Here is a 14,267-nt window from a genome sequence, read left to right as displayed (position 1 = left end):
GATGGCCGGGACGCGAGCGGATCGGCGCGCGGCGCGTGCCGCGGTGCGCGCCGACCGCTCCGGCAGCGGTCCCGTCCTCGACGAGCGCCCGCCGTCCCGGTTCCCCGGCGCCGCCGCGAAGTTCGCGCTCTTCGGTGAGGTCCTCCTCGTGGGGCTCCTCGTCGTGCTGGTGGGCGCGCTGGTCGTGACCCTGCCGATCGCCCTGGCGGCCGGCATCCGTCATCTCGGTCGCTACATCGCAGCGGACGATTCCCGGCTCGGTCTGTTCTGGCGCGATGTGCGTGCCGGGATCGCCGGCGGCAGCGTCGTCGGGCTCATCGCCGCTGTGGTCGCCGTCGTGCTGGTCATCGACATCGACCTCGCACGATCTGGGTTCCTGCCCGGCGGCGTCGTCATCGAAGCCGTCGGCTGGGCAGGCCTCGCCGTGCTCGCCGTAGGGCTGCTGATTGCGGCGGGTGCGTGGGATCCGCGAGCCGGCTGGCGGGCGGCCGTGCGCAGCGTTCCGGCGATCGTCCGGAGCGACCTGCGAGGACTCGTGTTCTACATCGCGGCGGCTGCGCTCGTCGTCATCCTGACGTGGATGCTCCCGCCCCTGCTGCCGGCAGCCCTAGGCTGCGCGGTTCTCGCCGTCGTCGCAGTCCCCGCCCGGCGGCGCTGAGTCTCGGTTCTTGCGCAAACCGACCGCCGGTGTCACACTGGGGGAAAGCGCTTACCCATCGACCTCGCCGTCGTCCGACGACGGCGCCAGGCACTGCACGCGAACAACAGACGAGGACCACACCGTGTCAGAGACGACCATCACCGCACCCGCCCCGGCTGCCGCTTCCGCCGCCCCCGCCGTCCGCGAGATCGGCATCATCATGAACGGCGTCTCGGGCCGCATGGGCTACCGCCAGCACCTCGTGCGCTCCATCCTCGCGATCCGCGACCAGGGTGGCATCGAGCTGCCCGACGGCTCGAAGGTCACGGTCAAGCCGCTCCTGGTCGGCCGCAGCGAGGCCAAGCTCGCCGAGCTCGCCGCGAAGCACGGCATCGAGGACTACACGACCGACCTGGATGCCGCTCTGGCAGATCCCCGCTGGGAGATCTACGCCGACTTCCTCGTGACGAAGGCTCGCGCCACGGCGCTCCGCAAGGCGATCGCCGCAGGCAAGACCATCTACACCGAGAAGCCGACGGCGGAGTCGCTCGAAGAGGCACTCGAACTCGCGAAGCTCGCCGCCGAGGCCGGCGTCAAGACCGGTGTCGTCCACGACAAGCTCTACCTTCCGGGTCTGCAGAAGCTCAAGCGCCTGATCGACTCGGGCTTCTTCGGCCGCATCCTGTCGGTCCGCGGCGAGTTCGGCTACTGGGTCTTCGAGGGCGACTGGCAGCCGGCGCAGCGTCCCTCGTGGAACTACCGCGCCGAAGACGGCGGCGGCATCATCGTCGACATGTTCCCGCACTGGAACTACGTGCTCGAGAACCTCTTCGGCGGTGTCAACACGGTCTACGCGCAGGCGTCCGTCCACATCGCCGACCGCTGGGACGAGAAGGGCGAGCACTACACCGCGACCGCCGAGGACGCCGCGTACGGCGTCTTCGAGCTCGAGGGCGGCGTCGTCGCTCAGATCAACTCGTCGTGGACCGTCCGCGTGAACCGCGACGAGCTCGTCGAGTTCCACGTCGACGGCACGCACGGCTCTGCCGTGGTCGGTCTGTTCGGCGCCAAGATCCAGCCGCGGAACGCGACGCCCAAGCCGGTGTGGAACCCCGACCTCGAAGACACCCACGACTACGACGCCGACTGGCAGAACGTCCCCGTCAACGACGTGTTCATGAACGGCTTCCGCCAGCAGTGGGAGGAGTTCCTCGTCTCGTACGCCCTGGGCACCGACTACGAGTTCGACCTCCTCGCCGGTGCGCGCGGTGTGCAGCTGGCCGAGGCGGGCCTGCGCTCCAGCCGCGAGGGCCGCAAGATCGAGCTCGACGCGCTGTCGCTGGACTGATCGATGACCGACCTCACCCTGCTCTCGGGGGACGGCGCGCTCCGGCGCGTCCCCCTCGTCGACACCTCCGGGTACACCCGCCCCGAGGCGCCGCTCCGCAGCCGTGTCGCGTACGCGGCCGCGCACGTCGTGCCGAAGACGCACGCCGACAACACCCCCGGTCAGCCGGCCGACATCGACTGGGATGCGACCCTCGACTTCCGCCGCAACGTGTACTCGTGGGGTCTCGGCGTCGCTGACGCCATGGACACCGCGCAGCGGAACATGGGGCTGGATGCCGCGGCCACCCGCGAGCTGATCTCGCGCTCCGCCGAAGTCGCCCGTGAAGAGGGCGGGTCCGTCGCCGTCGGCGTGAACACCGATCACATCGACGAGGAGCGGATCACGCTCGACGAGGTCGTCTCGGCCTACCTCGAGCAGCTGCACTTCACCGAGGAGCAGGGTGCGGGTCCGGTCCTCATGGCCTCCCGTCACCTCGCGCGGGTCGCCGAGAGCGCCGACGACTACCGCCGCGTCTACGACGCAGTGCTGTCGCGGGCGACGACGCCGGTCGTGCTGCACTGGCTCGGCACCGCCTTCGACCCGCAGCTCGCGGGGTACTTCGGTGCGACCGACTGGCAGACGGCATCCGCCGTCCTGCTCGAGGTCATCGAGGCGCACGTCGACAAGGTCGCCGGCGTCAAGATGAGCCTGCTCGACGCGGCCTCCGAGGTCTCGGTCCGTGAGCGCCTGCCGGAGTCGGTGCGCATGTTCACGGGTGACGACTTCAACTACGTCGGCCTCATCGGTGGTGCGGACGTGCCCGACGCCCCGCAGCCGCCCCGGGACCCGGCATCCGCTCGGCAGCACTCCGACGCCCTGCTCGGTGCGTTCGCGGCGCTGACGCCTGTTGCCTCGGCCGCGATCCAGGCGCTCGATGCGGGCGACCCGGCACGCTACCTCGAGGTGCTGGCACCGACCGAGGCGCTCTCGCGCCAGGTGTTCGCCGCCCCGACGTTCTACTACAAGACCGGTGTCGCCTTCCTCGCTTGGCTGAACGGGCACCAGCCCGCGTTCCAGATGGTCGGCGGACTGCACTCGGCGCGCAGCCTGCCGCACCTCTCGCACATCGTCGAGCTCGCGAACGACGCGAAGGCCTTCGAACGTCCCGAAATGGCCGCCGAGCGGTGGAACGGGATGCTGCGACTGAACGGTCTCGACGCGTGAGCGCCGTCGACCAGCGCCTGTCGATCAACCAGGGCACCATCAAGCACGCCGACCTCGCGACCGCGCTCCGCGTGACCGTCGAGGCGGGCGTGCAGAGCATCGGCCTGTGGCGGGAGCCGGTGCAGGAGGTCGGTCTCGCGACCGCGGCATCCATGCTCACGGATTCCGGGCTGCGGTTCTCGACGCACTGCCGGTCGGGCTTCTTCACGATGCCCGAGGGTCCCGCGCGTCGCTCGTCGATCGACGACAACCTCGTCGCGATCGAAGAGGCGGCGACGCTCGCCGCAGCCGGTGCGCCCGGATCCGAGGCGGTGCTCGTGCTCGTCGCGGGCGGACTCCCCGAAGGATCCCGTGACCTGGTCGGGGCTCGTGAGCGGGTGCGCGACGCCCTCGGCGAGCTCGCTCCGCACGCCGCCGAGGCAGGGGTCACCCTCGCCATCGAGCCGCTGCACCCGATGTACGCGACCGATCGGTGCGTCGTCTCGACCCTCGGGCAGGCGCTCGATTTGGCGTCGGGCTTCGATCCGTCCGTCGTGGGGGTCGCCGTCGACACGTTCCACATCTTCTGGGACCCCGACGTGCTGGACGCGATCGAGCGGGCCGGCCGCGAGGGCCGCATCGCCACGTACCAGGTGTGCGACTGGAAGACGCCGCTCCCCGCGGACGTGCTGCTCGGCCGCCACTACCCGGGCGACGGCGTCATCGACCTGGCGGGCCTCACCCGCGCGGTCGCCGACACCGGCTACTCGGGCGACGTGGAGGTCGAGATCTTCAACGCCGACGTGTGGGCGACCGAGCCGCTCGAGGCGGTCCGGCGGACGTCCGCGGGGTTCGCGGCATCCGTGTCGCCCTTCCTCGGCGCTCGTTGACGCGCCGCACGGAACGCCGACGGACCCGCCCGTAGACTGCGCACCATGACGGACCGCACCCTGCGTCGAATCGCGCCCACCGGCGCGGTCACCCTCGACGACGTCGCCCGCGAGGCGGGCGTCTCGCTCGCCACCGCGTCGCGCGCCCTGAACGGATCGACCCGGAAGGTGGCGGACTCGTACCGGGAGCGTGTCGAGGCGGCAGCGGCCCGCCTCGGGTACACGGCCAACCTGTCGGCGCAGGCGACGGCTCGCGGGACGTCGGCGATCATCGCGCTGCTCGTCGCCGACATCGCCGACCCGTACTTCGGGCTCATCGCGTCGGGCGTCGCCCGCGGTGCGGACGAGGCGGGACTCGTCGTGACGGTCGCGATCACGGAACGCGACGCCGAGCGCGAGGTGCGACTGGTCCGCGCGCTCCGGGGCCAGCGCCCGCGGGGACTGATCCTCGCGGCGTCGCGGACCTCGTCGGGGCCGAACCCCGACCTGACCCGCGAACTCGACCTGCTCGGCGCCATGGGCGGCCAGGTGGTCGCGCTCGGGCCGGGAGCCGGCGCCGTGCGCTCGCTGATCCTCGACAACCGCAGCGGGGCCGAGGCTCTCGGCCGCGCGCTCGTCGACCGCGGCTACCGCGAGGCCGTCGTCCTCGCGGCGGAGGAGGGCACGGCGACCAGCGACTCCCGTGTCGATGGCTTCACGGCCGGGTTCACCGGAGCCGGCGGGACGCAGCCGCGCGTCTACCGCGGCGGGTTCACCCGCGAAGCGGGCTACGAGGCGATGACGCGCGCTCTCGAAGACGGGGTCGGCACCGGCACCGTCGTCGTCGGCATCAGCGATGTCGTGGCGATCGGAGCGCTCACGGCCATCCGTGCCGCCGGACGCACGGCGGGCGAGGACATCGCGCTCGCGGGGTTCGACGACATCCCCACCAGCCGCGACGTGACCCCCGCCCTCACGACGGTCCGCGTCCCGCTCGAGGAGGTCGGGTATCAGGCGTTTCGCGCGGCGACGGATGCCGACTGGGAGCCGCACCCCGACGACCTGAAACTCGAGGTGCTGCTGCGCGAGAGCACCCCGCCGCGCGCATGAGCATCGTCATCGCGCTCGACAGCTTCAAAGGCTCGGTCGCCGCTGCCGCCGCATCGGCCGCCGTCGCTGCCGGCTGGCGCGACGCTGACCCCGCCGCGGACATCGCGCTGCGTCCGATGGCGGACGGCGGAGAGGGCACGCTCGACGCCTTCGCCGCCGCCGTCCCGGGCGCCGAGCGGCGGCCGGTCCGGGTACGCGGCCCCCGCGGCACCGCCGTCGACGCCTCGTGGCTCCTGCTCCCGGACGGCACGGGCGTCGTCGAGCTCGCCTCCACCAGCGGGATCGAACTCCTCAGTGACGACCGACTGCCGTGGGATGCCGACACGACGGGCTTCGGGCAGGCGATCGCCGCCGCCCTCGACGCCGGTGTCACCCGACTCGTCCTCGGTATCGGTTCGTCGGCGTCGACCGATGGCGGCAGCGGGATGCTGCGTGCCCTGGGGGCGCGCATGGTCGACGCCGACGGGCGGGACGTGCCCGCCGGCGCGCGCGGACTCGCCGCCGTCTCGGCGATCGACCTCACCCATGTGCGGCCGATGCCGGCAGGCGGGGTGACGGTCCTCAGCGACGTCACGAATCCGCTGACGGGGCCGTCGGGCGCGGCAGCCGTGTTCGGCCCGCAGAAGGGGCTGACCGCCACCGACGTCGAGGTCGTCGACGGCGTGCTCGAGCGGTACGCGGCGTGCATCGCGCGTCACGCCGCAACCGCCGATCCGCTCCTGCCCGGTGCGGGCGCCGCGGGCGGCACGGGCTTCGCCCTCGCCGCCTGGGGTGCGGATCTCGTCCCGGGGGCGGAGCGGGTCGCCGAGCTCGTCGACCTCGCCGGTGCGGTGGCCGCGGCATCCCTCGTCGTCACGGGTGAAGGCTCGTTCGACGGCCAGTCCGCGGCGGGCAAGGTTCCCGCCTTCGTCCGCGGGCTCGCGACGTCGCGATCTGTGCCCGTCGCAGTCGTCGCCGGTCGGATCGGAGCGGATGCCGACACGTCGGGGTTCGCGCACGCGCTCTCGACGACCGAGCTGGCCGGGAGCGCGGCCTCGTCGATGGCCGAGCCCGAGCGGTGGCTGCGCGAGGCCGGACGAGCCCTCGCGAGCCGGCAAGGCTGACGGAGGCGGCCATGGTCGCCGAGGAGTGGTCGCGAGCCGACTGGCTCGCCCACGCCGACACGCTGCTCGACGCCGCGCGGCGCCACGCCTCACCGGGCGGCGGACGTATCCACTTCCCGGGAGCCGAGGGCGGCTACGGACACGACGTCGACGGTCTCGAAGGGTTCGCTCGCACGCTGCTGCTGGCGGGGTTCCGCATCGCGGGGGAGCGCGGCGTCGGCGTCGACGACCTGATCTCGTTCGTGCGCCGCGGGGTCGCGGCGGGCGTTGACCCCGGAGCGCCCGATCGGTGGGTGCGACCGGACGAGCACGGGCAGGCGAAGGTCGAAGCGGCATCCATCGCCCTCGTCCTCGACCTCACGCGGCCCTGGGTCTGGGACGCGCTCGACGCCGTCACGCAGCAGCGCGCGATCGACTGGTTCGCGCCCGTCGTGGGCGACGACGCGTACCCGCGCACGAACTGGGTCTGGTTCCGCATCGTCGTCGAGACCTTCCTGCGCTCGGTGGGCGGCCCGTGGTCCGCGGCCGACATCGAGGCGGATCTCGCGTGCCATGACTCGTTCGTCCGCGAAGACGGCTGGCTGTCCGACGGCGAGGAGCGCTCGTACGACCACTACGTCGGCTGGGCGCTGCACGTGTACCCCGTCCTGTGGTCGCGGATGTCGGGGGCCGCCGAGCTCGCCGGCGGTCGGACGGCGGGGGACGTCGCCCGCCTGGATCGCTTCCTCGACGATGCGCTCGCCCTCGTGGGCGGCGACGGCTCGCCCCTGATCCAGGGCAGGAGCCTCATCTACCGGTTCGCCGCCGCCGCGGTGTTCTGGGTCGGCGTCATCGCCGAGGTGCCGTCGCACTCGGCAGGCCGCCTGCGGCACGCGGCGGAGCTCATCGTCCGCCACTTCGCCGACCGGGGTGCTCCCGACGCCGATGGCGTCCTGACGATGGGATGGCACGGCGAGTGGCGCACCCTGGCGCAGTCCTACTCCGGGCCGGGGTCGCCGTACTGGGCGGTCAAGGGGCTCCTCGGTGTCCTGCTGCCCGCGGATCATCCGGTCTGGACGACGCCCACCGAGCCGCTCCCCGTCGAGACGGGCGACGTCCTGCGCGCCGTGGCCTCGCCCGGGTGGATCGTCTCGGGCACCGCGGCCGACGGCATCGTCCGGGTCATCAATCACGGCACGGATCACTCCGGCCTGGGCGTGGTGTCGACGGACTCGCCGCTCTACGCGCGCATCGGCTACTCCACCGCGACCGCGCCCCTGCTGGACACGCAGGCGTGGCTCGAGCCCCTCGAGCAGTCGGTGACGCTGACGGATGCCGACGGCCGCAGCACCCACCGGAGCGGGATGCGGCTGCTCGGCACGCGCGTCGATGCCGGGATCGGCGTGGCGTCGGCGACGTGGGACGCCCAGTGGATCGCGCCGGCCCCGACGGCCCACGCGCATGGATCGGGGTTCACCGGAGAGGCGCGTCCCGCCGGTCGCATCCGGGTGGATTCGCTCGTCCGCGGCGGTGTCGAGGTGCGAATCGTGCGGACGGACGGCGTCGCGGCCGACGCGGTGGAGCTCCGCGTCGGCGGATGGGCCATCGCGGGCGGCGACCCGGTGTCGCGCGTGAGCGGCGCGGTCGCCGAGGCGTCCGCGCACGGGGTGACCAGCGGCATCCGCTCCCTGACCGGCGGAACCGCCGACGCGGTGCGCAGACAGGATGCCAGTCCCCTCGGCGCGAGCGCTGTCGTGCCCGTCGTGGACCTCGAGCCTCGTGGCGAGGCGATCGTGGTGCTGGACCTGCGCGGAGCCGGCGCGCCCGTGCGGACGGAGGCGGTCGTCGAACGCGACGGCGACACCGTGTCGATCACGTGGCCCGACGGTCATAGGTCGCGCACACAGCTGCCGTCGGCATAGCCACTCCATAGCAGGGCGTCAGGCGGCGTCACAAGCCCTGCGAAACGGCGCAGGCGCATCCCTACAGTCGCAACGAGGGCCTGGACGCAATCCGTTCCGGGCCCCGCACCGAATGCTGTGTGGCACCTGAACGCACGGCCCGCGGCATCCGTCGCACCAATGGAGGGACAATCTCATGACCAGCTCACCCAACCGCCTCGTCGCCGTCATCTTCGGCGCCGTCTACATCCTCGTCGGCCTGCTCGGCTTCACGGCCACGGGCGGCGTCGACTTCCTCGCCACCGATGGCGGGCTCCTGCTCGGCATCTTCATGGTGAACCCGCTGCACAACATCGCGCACCTCCTGATCGGTGCAGCGCTGCTGATCGGCGGTCTGTCCAACGTCCGCGCCGCGAAGGGCGTGAACATCGTCGTCGGTGCGGCCTACCTGCTGCTCGGCATCGTCGGCTTCTTCATCGAGGGCAGTGCCGCCAACATCCTGGCGCTGAACGCCGCCGACCACTTCCTGCACCTGGGTAGCGCGATCGTGCTGCTGGGCGTCGGTCTCGCCGCCGACAAGCAGGTCTCCACTCGCGCGGCTGTCTGATGTCGCCGTCCGCTCTGGTCCGCTCCTGGCCGACGCTCGCCGCGTGGGGCGCCGGACTGCTGCAGCTCGGACTCGGCGCGGGCGCCATCACCAAGGGCGCTGACGTCGCAGCTCGCGGCGTCGGCGTCCTCCTGGTCACCGTGGGGGCGGCGGCACTCATCTGGGGTGCCGTGGCCCTCGCCAAGGGCCGCCTCGTCGCTCCGCGTGGGGCGATGATCATCGGGCTGGCCGGTATCGCCGCGGCCACGACGGTGCTCCTGGTCAATCCCGTGCAGATGAGTGCCTACCCGGTCGCGGTCGCGCTCGCACTGTCTCTGGTCGTCGGTGTCACCGCGGCCGTCGCAGTCCGCCGGTCCGCACGGCGCGAGCCGTCTGCTGCTCGCACCGCCGCGCGCACGAGCGTGTGGGGCCTCGTCGTCGGGGCCTTCCTGCTGTCGGGCATCGTCACACCGGCGCTCGCCGCGACCCCCGTCGGGAGCGATGCCCCCGGCGCCAATGTCAACGAGGTGTTCATGCCCGGCCACGGCGGGCACTGAGCATTCCGCACGAGGACGGCCCCGGCATCCGATGAGGATGACGGGGCCGTCGTCGGTTCCGGTTACAGCCCTTGTGCGAGGCGGTAGTACGCCTGGTTCCAGCGGAGCTCCTTCTGGAAGCCGCGCACCGTCGTGTGCTCGTCGATGACGAGCAGCTCGGTGCCGGCGATGTCGGCGAAGTCGCGGAACACCTCGATGCCCACGGCCGTCGTCATGACGGTGTGGTGCGCGGCGCCGGCGGCGAGCCAGCAGGCGGCCGAGGTCGCGAAGTCCGGCGACGGCTTCCAGACGGCGCGGCCGACGGGGAGCTTGGGAAGGTCGGGCGCATGGACGTTCTCGACGACGTTCGCGACGAGGCGGAACCGGTCGCGCATATCGCTCATCGCCACGACGAGGGCGGGGCCGGCATCCGCCGTGAACACCAGGCGCACGGGGTCGGCCTTGCCGCCGATGCCCAGCTCGTGCACCTCGAGGCGCGGCTTCGAGGTCGTGAGCGTCGGCGAGACCTCGAGCATGTGCGCCCCGAGGATCCGCTCGGCACCGGGCACGAGGTCGTAGGTGTAGTCCTCCATGAGGCTCGCTCCGCCGGGCAGACCCGACCCCATGACGTTCGCGACACGCACGAGGATCGCCGTCTTCCAGTCGCCCTCGGCGCCGAAGCCGTAGCCCTCGGCCATGAGGCGCTGCACGGCAAGGCCGGGCAGCTGCGTCAGCGCGCCGAGGTCCTCGAACGACGTCGTGAACGCCCCGAAGCCGCCGGCCTCGAGGAACGAGCGCAGCCCGATCTCGATGGCGGCGCCGTCACGCAGCGACTGGTGCCGCTCCGCGCCGGGGAGCAGCTCGTCGGCCACGTCGTACGAGGCGACGTACTCCTCGACGAGCGCGTCGATCTGCGCATCGGACGCCTGGGCCACGGCATCCGCCAACTCGTTCACGCCCCACGTGTTGACCTGCACGCCGAACTGCAGTTCGGCCTCGGTCTTGTCGCCTTCGGTGACGGCGACGTAGCGCATGTTGTCGCCGAAGCGGGCGAGCTTGAGCGTCTTCACGGCCTGCCAGCCGGCGGCCGCGCGCTCCCAGTCCTCGATCTGCTGCACGACGACGGGGTTCGAGACGTGACCGACCACAGTCTTGCGGGGAACGCCGAGGCGCGTCTGGATGTACCCGAACTCGCGGTCGCCGTGCGCGGCCTGGTTGAGGTTCATGAAGTCGAAGTCGATGTCGTTCCACGGCAGCTCGACGTTCGCCTGTGTGTGCAGGTGCAGCAGCGGCTTGCGGAGCGCGTCGAGGCCCGAGATCCACATCTTCGCGGGGCTGAAGGTGTGCATCCACGCGATGACGCCGATGACCGAGTCGTCGGCGTTCGCGTCGAGGGCGAGGCGGCGGATCGAGTCCGAGTCCTTCAGGACGGGCTTCCACTCGACCTTCACGGGCAGGCCTGCGAGGCCCTCGGCGACGGCCTGCGACTGCTCGGCGACCTGCCGCAGCGTCTCCTCGCCGTAGAGGTTCTGGCTGCCGGTGACGAACCAGACGGTGTACTGCTCGAGGCTGGTGGAGAGGGTCATGCTGTTCCTTCGTTCTTCGATGAGCGGATGCCGCCGAGCGGCAGTGCGGTGACGGCGGCGGCCTCGACGGCCAGGCCGTCGCGGTAGCGCGCGAGGTAGTCGGCGAACCCGGCGACGTCGGCCGGCTCGGGGGTGGCGGTGTCGGAGGCCGACCCCGCGAATACGTGGTCGGTGAGGTAGGCGGCGAGGTCCGTGCCGGATTCCGCGACCGCGTACGCGGCGAGCACGGCCATGCCCCACGCGCCGCCCTCGGCGGCGGTGTCGCCGACCGTGACGGGCACGTCGAGCGCCCCGGCGAGGAAGCGCTGCGCGACCCCGGCGGTGCGGAAGACGCCGCCGTGCGCGAACATCGCGTCGAGCTCGACACCCTCGGCGGCGAGCGTCTGCATTCCGATCGCGAGCGTCGCGAAGACGCCGTAGACCTGTGCGCGCATGAGGTTCGCGAGCGAGAAGTCCGCGTCGGGCGTGCGGACGAGCAGGGGGCGCCCCTCGGCGAGGCCGGCGATCGGCTCGCCCGACAGGTGGTTGTAGGCGAGGAGACCACCGGCATCCGACCCGCCCTCGAGTGCTTCGCGCAGGAGCGTCTCGTAGACGGCGTCGGACGAGAGCGACTGACCGGATGCCGCGGCGAACCGCGCGAACAGCGCCGCCCAGGCGGCGAGCTCGCTCGCGCCGTTGTTGCAGTGCACCATCGCGACGGGGTCGCCGGCGGGCGTCGTCACGAGGTCGATCTCGGTGTGGACCCGCTCGAGCGGGCGCTCGAGGACGACCATCGCGAAGATGCTCGTGCCGGCGCTGACATTGCCGGTGCGCGGCGAGACCGCGTTCGTGGCGACCATGCCGGTGCCGGCGTCGCCCTCGGCGAGAGCGGCGACCGCGCCAGGGCGCAGAGTGCCGGTCGGGTCGAGCAGGGCGGCGCCTGCGGGGGTGAGAGTTCCGGCATCCGCCCCTGCGGGGAGCACCTCGGGCAGCAGGTCCGTCAGGCTGCGGCCGGCGAGGAACCCGGCGGCGTGCGCGTCGTAGGTGGCGACGCGGTCGCGGTCGTAGCCGCCGTCGGTGCCGATCGGGAACATGCCCGACGCGTCGCCGACGCCCAGTGCGAACCGGTCCGTGAGCTTCTCGTGGACCCACCCGGCGAGGGTGTTGATCCTCGCGAGAGAAGCGAGATGCGCCTCATCGTCGAGCACCGCCTGGTGCAGGTGCGCGATCGACCAGCGGAGCGGGATGTTGACGCCCAGCAGGTCCGTCAGCTCGGCCGCCGCGGCACCCGTGGACGTGTTGCGCCACGTGCGGAAAGGGACGAGCAGGTTCCCCTCGGCGTCGAAGGCGAGGTAGCCGTGCATCATCGCCGAGACGCCGATCGCGGCGAGGTCGGTCAGTTCGGCGCCCTGGTGGCGGACGTCGGCGACGAGGGCGGCGTAGGCGGCCTGCAGGCCCGACCAGATCGCATCCTCGGAGTAGGTCCAGACGCCGTCCTCGAGAGCGTTCTCCCACTCGTGGCTGCCGACGGCGAGCACGGTGGTCGGGTTCGATGCGTCGACGAGGCACGCTTTGATGCGGGTCGAGCCGAGCTCGATGCCCAAGGCGGCGCCACCCGAGGAGATGACCGCGCTCATCGGCGGGCGTCCGTGCTCTGGCCGTACACGTTCTGGTACCGGTTGTAGAGGGCGTCGATCTTGTCCTGCGGGATGGGGATCAACTCGCCGCCCTGCCGGGCGAAGTGGACGGTGCGGGCGGCGTCCTCGCACATGACGGCGGCTTTGACGGCATCCTTCGCGCTGACGCCGATCGTGAACGGCCCGTGGTTCTGCATCAGGACGGCGCGGGAGCGGTGACCGCTCAAGGTCTCGACGATGCCGCGGCCGATCGAGTCGTCGCCGATGATCGCGAACGGTCCGACCGGGATCGGGCCGCCGAACTCGTCGGCCATGCCGGTGATGACGCAGGGGATCTCCTCGCCCCGCGCCGCCCAGGCGACGGCGTAGGGGGAGTGGGTGTGCACGACGCCGCCGACGCCCGGCATGTTCCGGTAGACGTAGGCGTGCGCGGCGGTGTCGCTCGAGGGCGAGCGCTCGCTGCCGGGGGTGCCCGGGACGACGTTGCCGTCGAGGTCGCAGAGGATCATGTTCTCGGGCGCGAGGTCGTCGTACGAGACGCCCGACGGCTTGATGACGAACAGGTCGGCGCTCGGCACGCGGCCCGAGACGTTGCCGCCGGTCCAGACGACCAGGCCGTAGCGGACGAGTTCAGCGTGGAGAGCGGCCACGTCCGCGCGAACGGCGGCGATCGCCTCATCGAGATCGGTCATAGACGAGATGTTATCGGTAACATCGCGGTCGCACCAGAACCGCTACTGCCGTTCCCCGCGTCAGCCGCGCGGCGCGGCGCTCGACGCGCGGGCCACGAGCACCGGCTCCGCCGCTGCGACGGCGGCCGGCAGGCCGAGGGCCTCGGCGACGACGCGCCGCGCCTCACCGGCCGTGTCCACGCGCACCGTCGTGAGCGAGGGCGTGTAGAAGGCGGCATCCGCGTTGTCGTCGAACCCGGTGACCGACACGTCCTCGGGAACGCGCAGTCCCTCGGCGACGAGCCCCGCGATGAGGCCGAGCGCCATTTGGTCGTTCGCCGCCGCGACCGCCGTCGGCCCGTCGGCGTCGCGCACGGCCTGCGCGACCTCGCGTGCCGCCGAGGCCCCCGCCGCGGCGCTCCAGTCGCCGTGCCAGATCGTCGCAGGACGGATGCCGGCGGCCGCCAATGCGGCATCGACACCCTCATCGCGGGCCGTGGCCTCGAGCCAATCGGCCGGGCCGGCGAGCCGCGCGATCCGATGATGGCCCAGTGAGACGAGGTGGTCGACCGCGAGCGCGGCTCCCGCACGCTGCCGCTCGGCGCCTTCGCCGGTGTGAAGGGCGGCGAGCGGAACCCGGCCGGCGACCTCCTGCAGGGCGGGGAGGGTCGCGGTGTGCGGGGCGACGACGACCAGCGCATCCACACCCTGGGCGAGCAGTCGCTGGGCGGCGTCGGTGACGGATGCCGGGTCCGCGGCATCCGCGTAGGCCGTCGCCAGCCAGCGGTCCGCGGCACGGGCCGCCGCGTCGAGCGCGGCGATGCCCGCCCCAGGGCCCCACAGGGTCGCGTCGGAGGCGATGACCCCGACGGTCCGGGTCGTCGAGGTGCCCAGGGAGCGCGCCGCGTTGTTGACGCGGTAACCGAGTTCGGCGATCGCCGCCTCGACGCGGGCACGGGTCTCAGGGCGCAGGTTCGGACTGTCGTTGAGCACGCGCGAGACGGTCTGCGTCGACACTCCCGCGCGCGCGGCGACGTCGCGCACGCTCGCGCGCATCGTTCCGGCCCGTCCCATGGCGCTCACTGTAGCCCCGCGCGGTCCGCCCCCTTGCACGTATCGTCACCTGCTGTCGAGGAG

At 72.3% G+C, this 14,267-nt stretch carries 13 protein-coding genes; 9 read left to right on the top strand and 4 right to left on the bottom strand.

Annotation, left to right across the window (positions count from 1 at the left end):
• The first annotated feature begins 1 nt into the window (after position 1).
• From BLP38_RS10575 to BLP38_RS10535, 9 genes are all read left to right on the top strand, one after another.
• Positions 2-658, top strand: a complete 657-nt coding sequence (locus BLP38_RS10575) for a hypothetical protein (RefSeq protein WP_091357155.1) — start codon at positions 2-4, stop codon at positions 656-658.
• A gap of 202 nt (positions 659-860) precedes the next feature.
• Positions 861-1,988, top strand: coding sequence for a Gfo/Idh/MocA family protein (locus BLP38_RS10570; RefSeq protein WP_091359772.1), 1,128 nt, complete (start codon positions 861-863; stop codon positions 1,986-1,988).
• A 3-nt stretch (positions 1,989-1,991) separates the two neighbouring features.
• Positions 1,992-3,194, top strand: coding sequence for a dihydrodipicolinate synthase family protein (locus tag BLP38_RS10565; RefSeq protein WP_091357152.1), 1,203 nt, complete (start codon positions 1,992-1,994; stop codon positions 3,192-3,194).
• Positions 3,191-4,063, top strand: a complete 873-nt coding sequence (locus BLP38_RS10560) for a sugar phosphate isomerase/epimerase family protein (RefSeq protein WP_091357149.1) — start codon at positions 3,191-3,193, stop codon at positions 4,061-4,063. The genes BLP38_RS10565 and BLP38_RS10560 overlap by 4 nt, the downstream gene beginning before the upstream one ends.
• Positions 4,064-4,108: 45 nt before the next feature.
• On the top strand, positions 4,109-5,152 hold the full coding sequence (locus BLP38_RS10555) for a LacI family DNA-binding transcriptional regulator (protein ID WP_091357144.1): 1,044 nt from the start codon (positions 4,109-4,111) through the stop codon (positions 5,150-5,152).
• The gene (locus BLP38_RS10550) at positions 5,149-6,255 is read left to right on the top strand and encodes a glycerate kinase (protein ID WP_091357141.1); all 1,107 of its coding nucleotides are present in this window, start codon (positions 5,149-5,151) and stop codon (positions 6,253-6,255) included. The genes BLP38_RS10555 and BLP38_RS10550 overlap by 4 nt, the downstream gene beginning before the upstream one ends.
• 11 nt (positions 6,256-6,266) lie before the next feature.
• Positions 6,267-8,156 (top strand): DUF2264 domain-containing protein, encoded by a 1,890-nt coding sequence (locus BLP38_RS10545; RefSeq protein ID WP_091357139.1) that lies wholly within the window; start codon positions 6,267-6,269, stop codon positions 8,154-8,156.
• A 175-nt stretch (positions 8,157-8,331) separates the two neighbouring features.
• Complete coding sequence (locus tag BLP38_RS10540; protein WP_091357136.1) at positions 8,332-8,742, top strand: DUF4383 domain-containing protein; 411 nt, start codon at positions 8,332-8,334, stop codon at positions 8,740-8,742.
• Entirely contained in the window at positions 8,742-9,278 is a 537-nt protein-coding gene (locus tag BLP38_RS10535; RefSeq protein WP_091357133.1) for a hypothetical protein, read from the top strand. Before BLP38_RS10540 ends, BLP38_RS10535 begins: the two co-directional genes overlap by 1 nt.
• A gap of 62 nt (positions 9,279-9,340) precedes the next feature.
• Here BLP38_RS10535 and araA read toward each other — a convergent pair whose 3' ends face one another.
• From araA to BLP38_RS10515, 4 genes are read right to left on the bottom strand one after another with little or no spacing between them, the layout of a single operon-like run.
• Entirely contained in the window at positions 9,341-10,843 is a 1,503-nt protein-coding gene (gene araA / locus BLP38_RS10530; protein WP_091357129.1) for an L-arabinose isomerase, read from the bottom strand.
• Positions 10,840-12,459 (bottom strand): xylulokinase, encoded by a 1,620-nt coding sequence (locus tag BLP38_RS10525; protein ID WP_091357125.1) that lies wholly within the window; start codon positions 12,457-12,459, stop codon positions 10,840-10,842. Before BLP38_RS10525 ends, araA begins: the two co-directional genes overlap by 4 nt.
• Positions 12,456-13,151, bottom strand: coding sequence for an L-ribulose-5-phosphate 4-epimerase (locus BLP38_RS10520; protein ID WP_091357120.1), 696 nt, complete (start codon positions 13,149-13,151; stop codon positions 12,456-12,458). Before BLP38_RS10520 ends, BLP38_RS10525 begins: the two co-directional genes overlap by 4 nt.
• Positions 13,152-13,211: 60 nt before the next feature.
• Complete coding sequence (locus tag BLP38_RS10515) at positions 13,212-14,204, bottom strand: LacI family DNA-binding transcriptional regulator (RefSeq protein WP_091357117.1); 993 nt, start codon at positions 14,202-14,204, stop codon at positions 13,212-13,214.
• Positions 14,205-14,267 lie beyond the last annotated feature (63 nt).

The sequence above is a fragment of the Microbacterium sp. LKL04 genome, from assembly GCF_900102005.1.
Taxonomy (GTDB): Bacteria; Actinomycetota; Actinomycetes; order Actinomycetales; family Microbacteriaceae; genus Microbacterium.
Note: the sequence above shows the minus strand (reverse complement) of the source record. Positions and strands in the feature narration are given on the sequence as shown.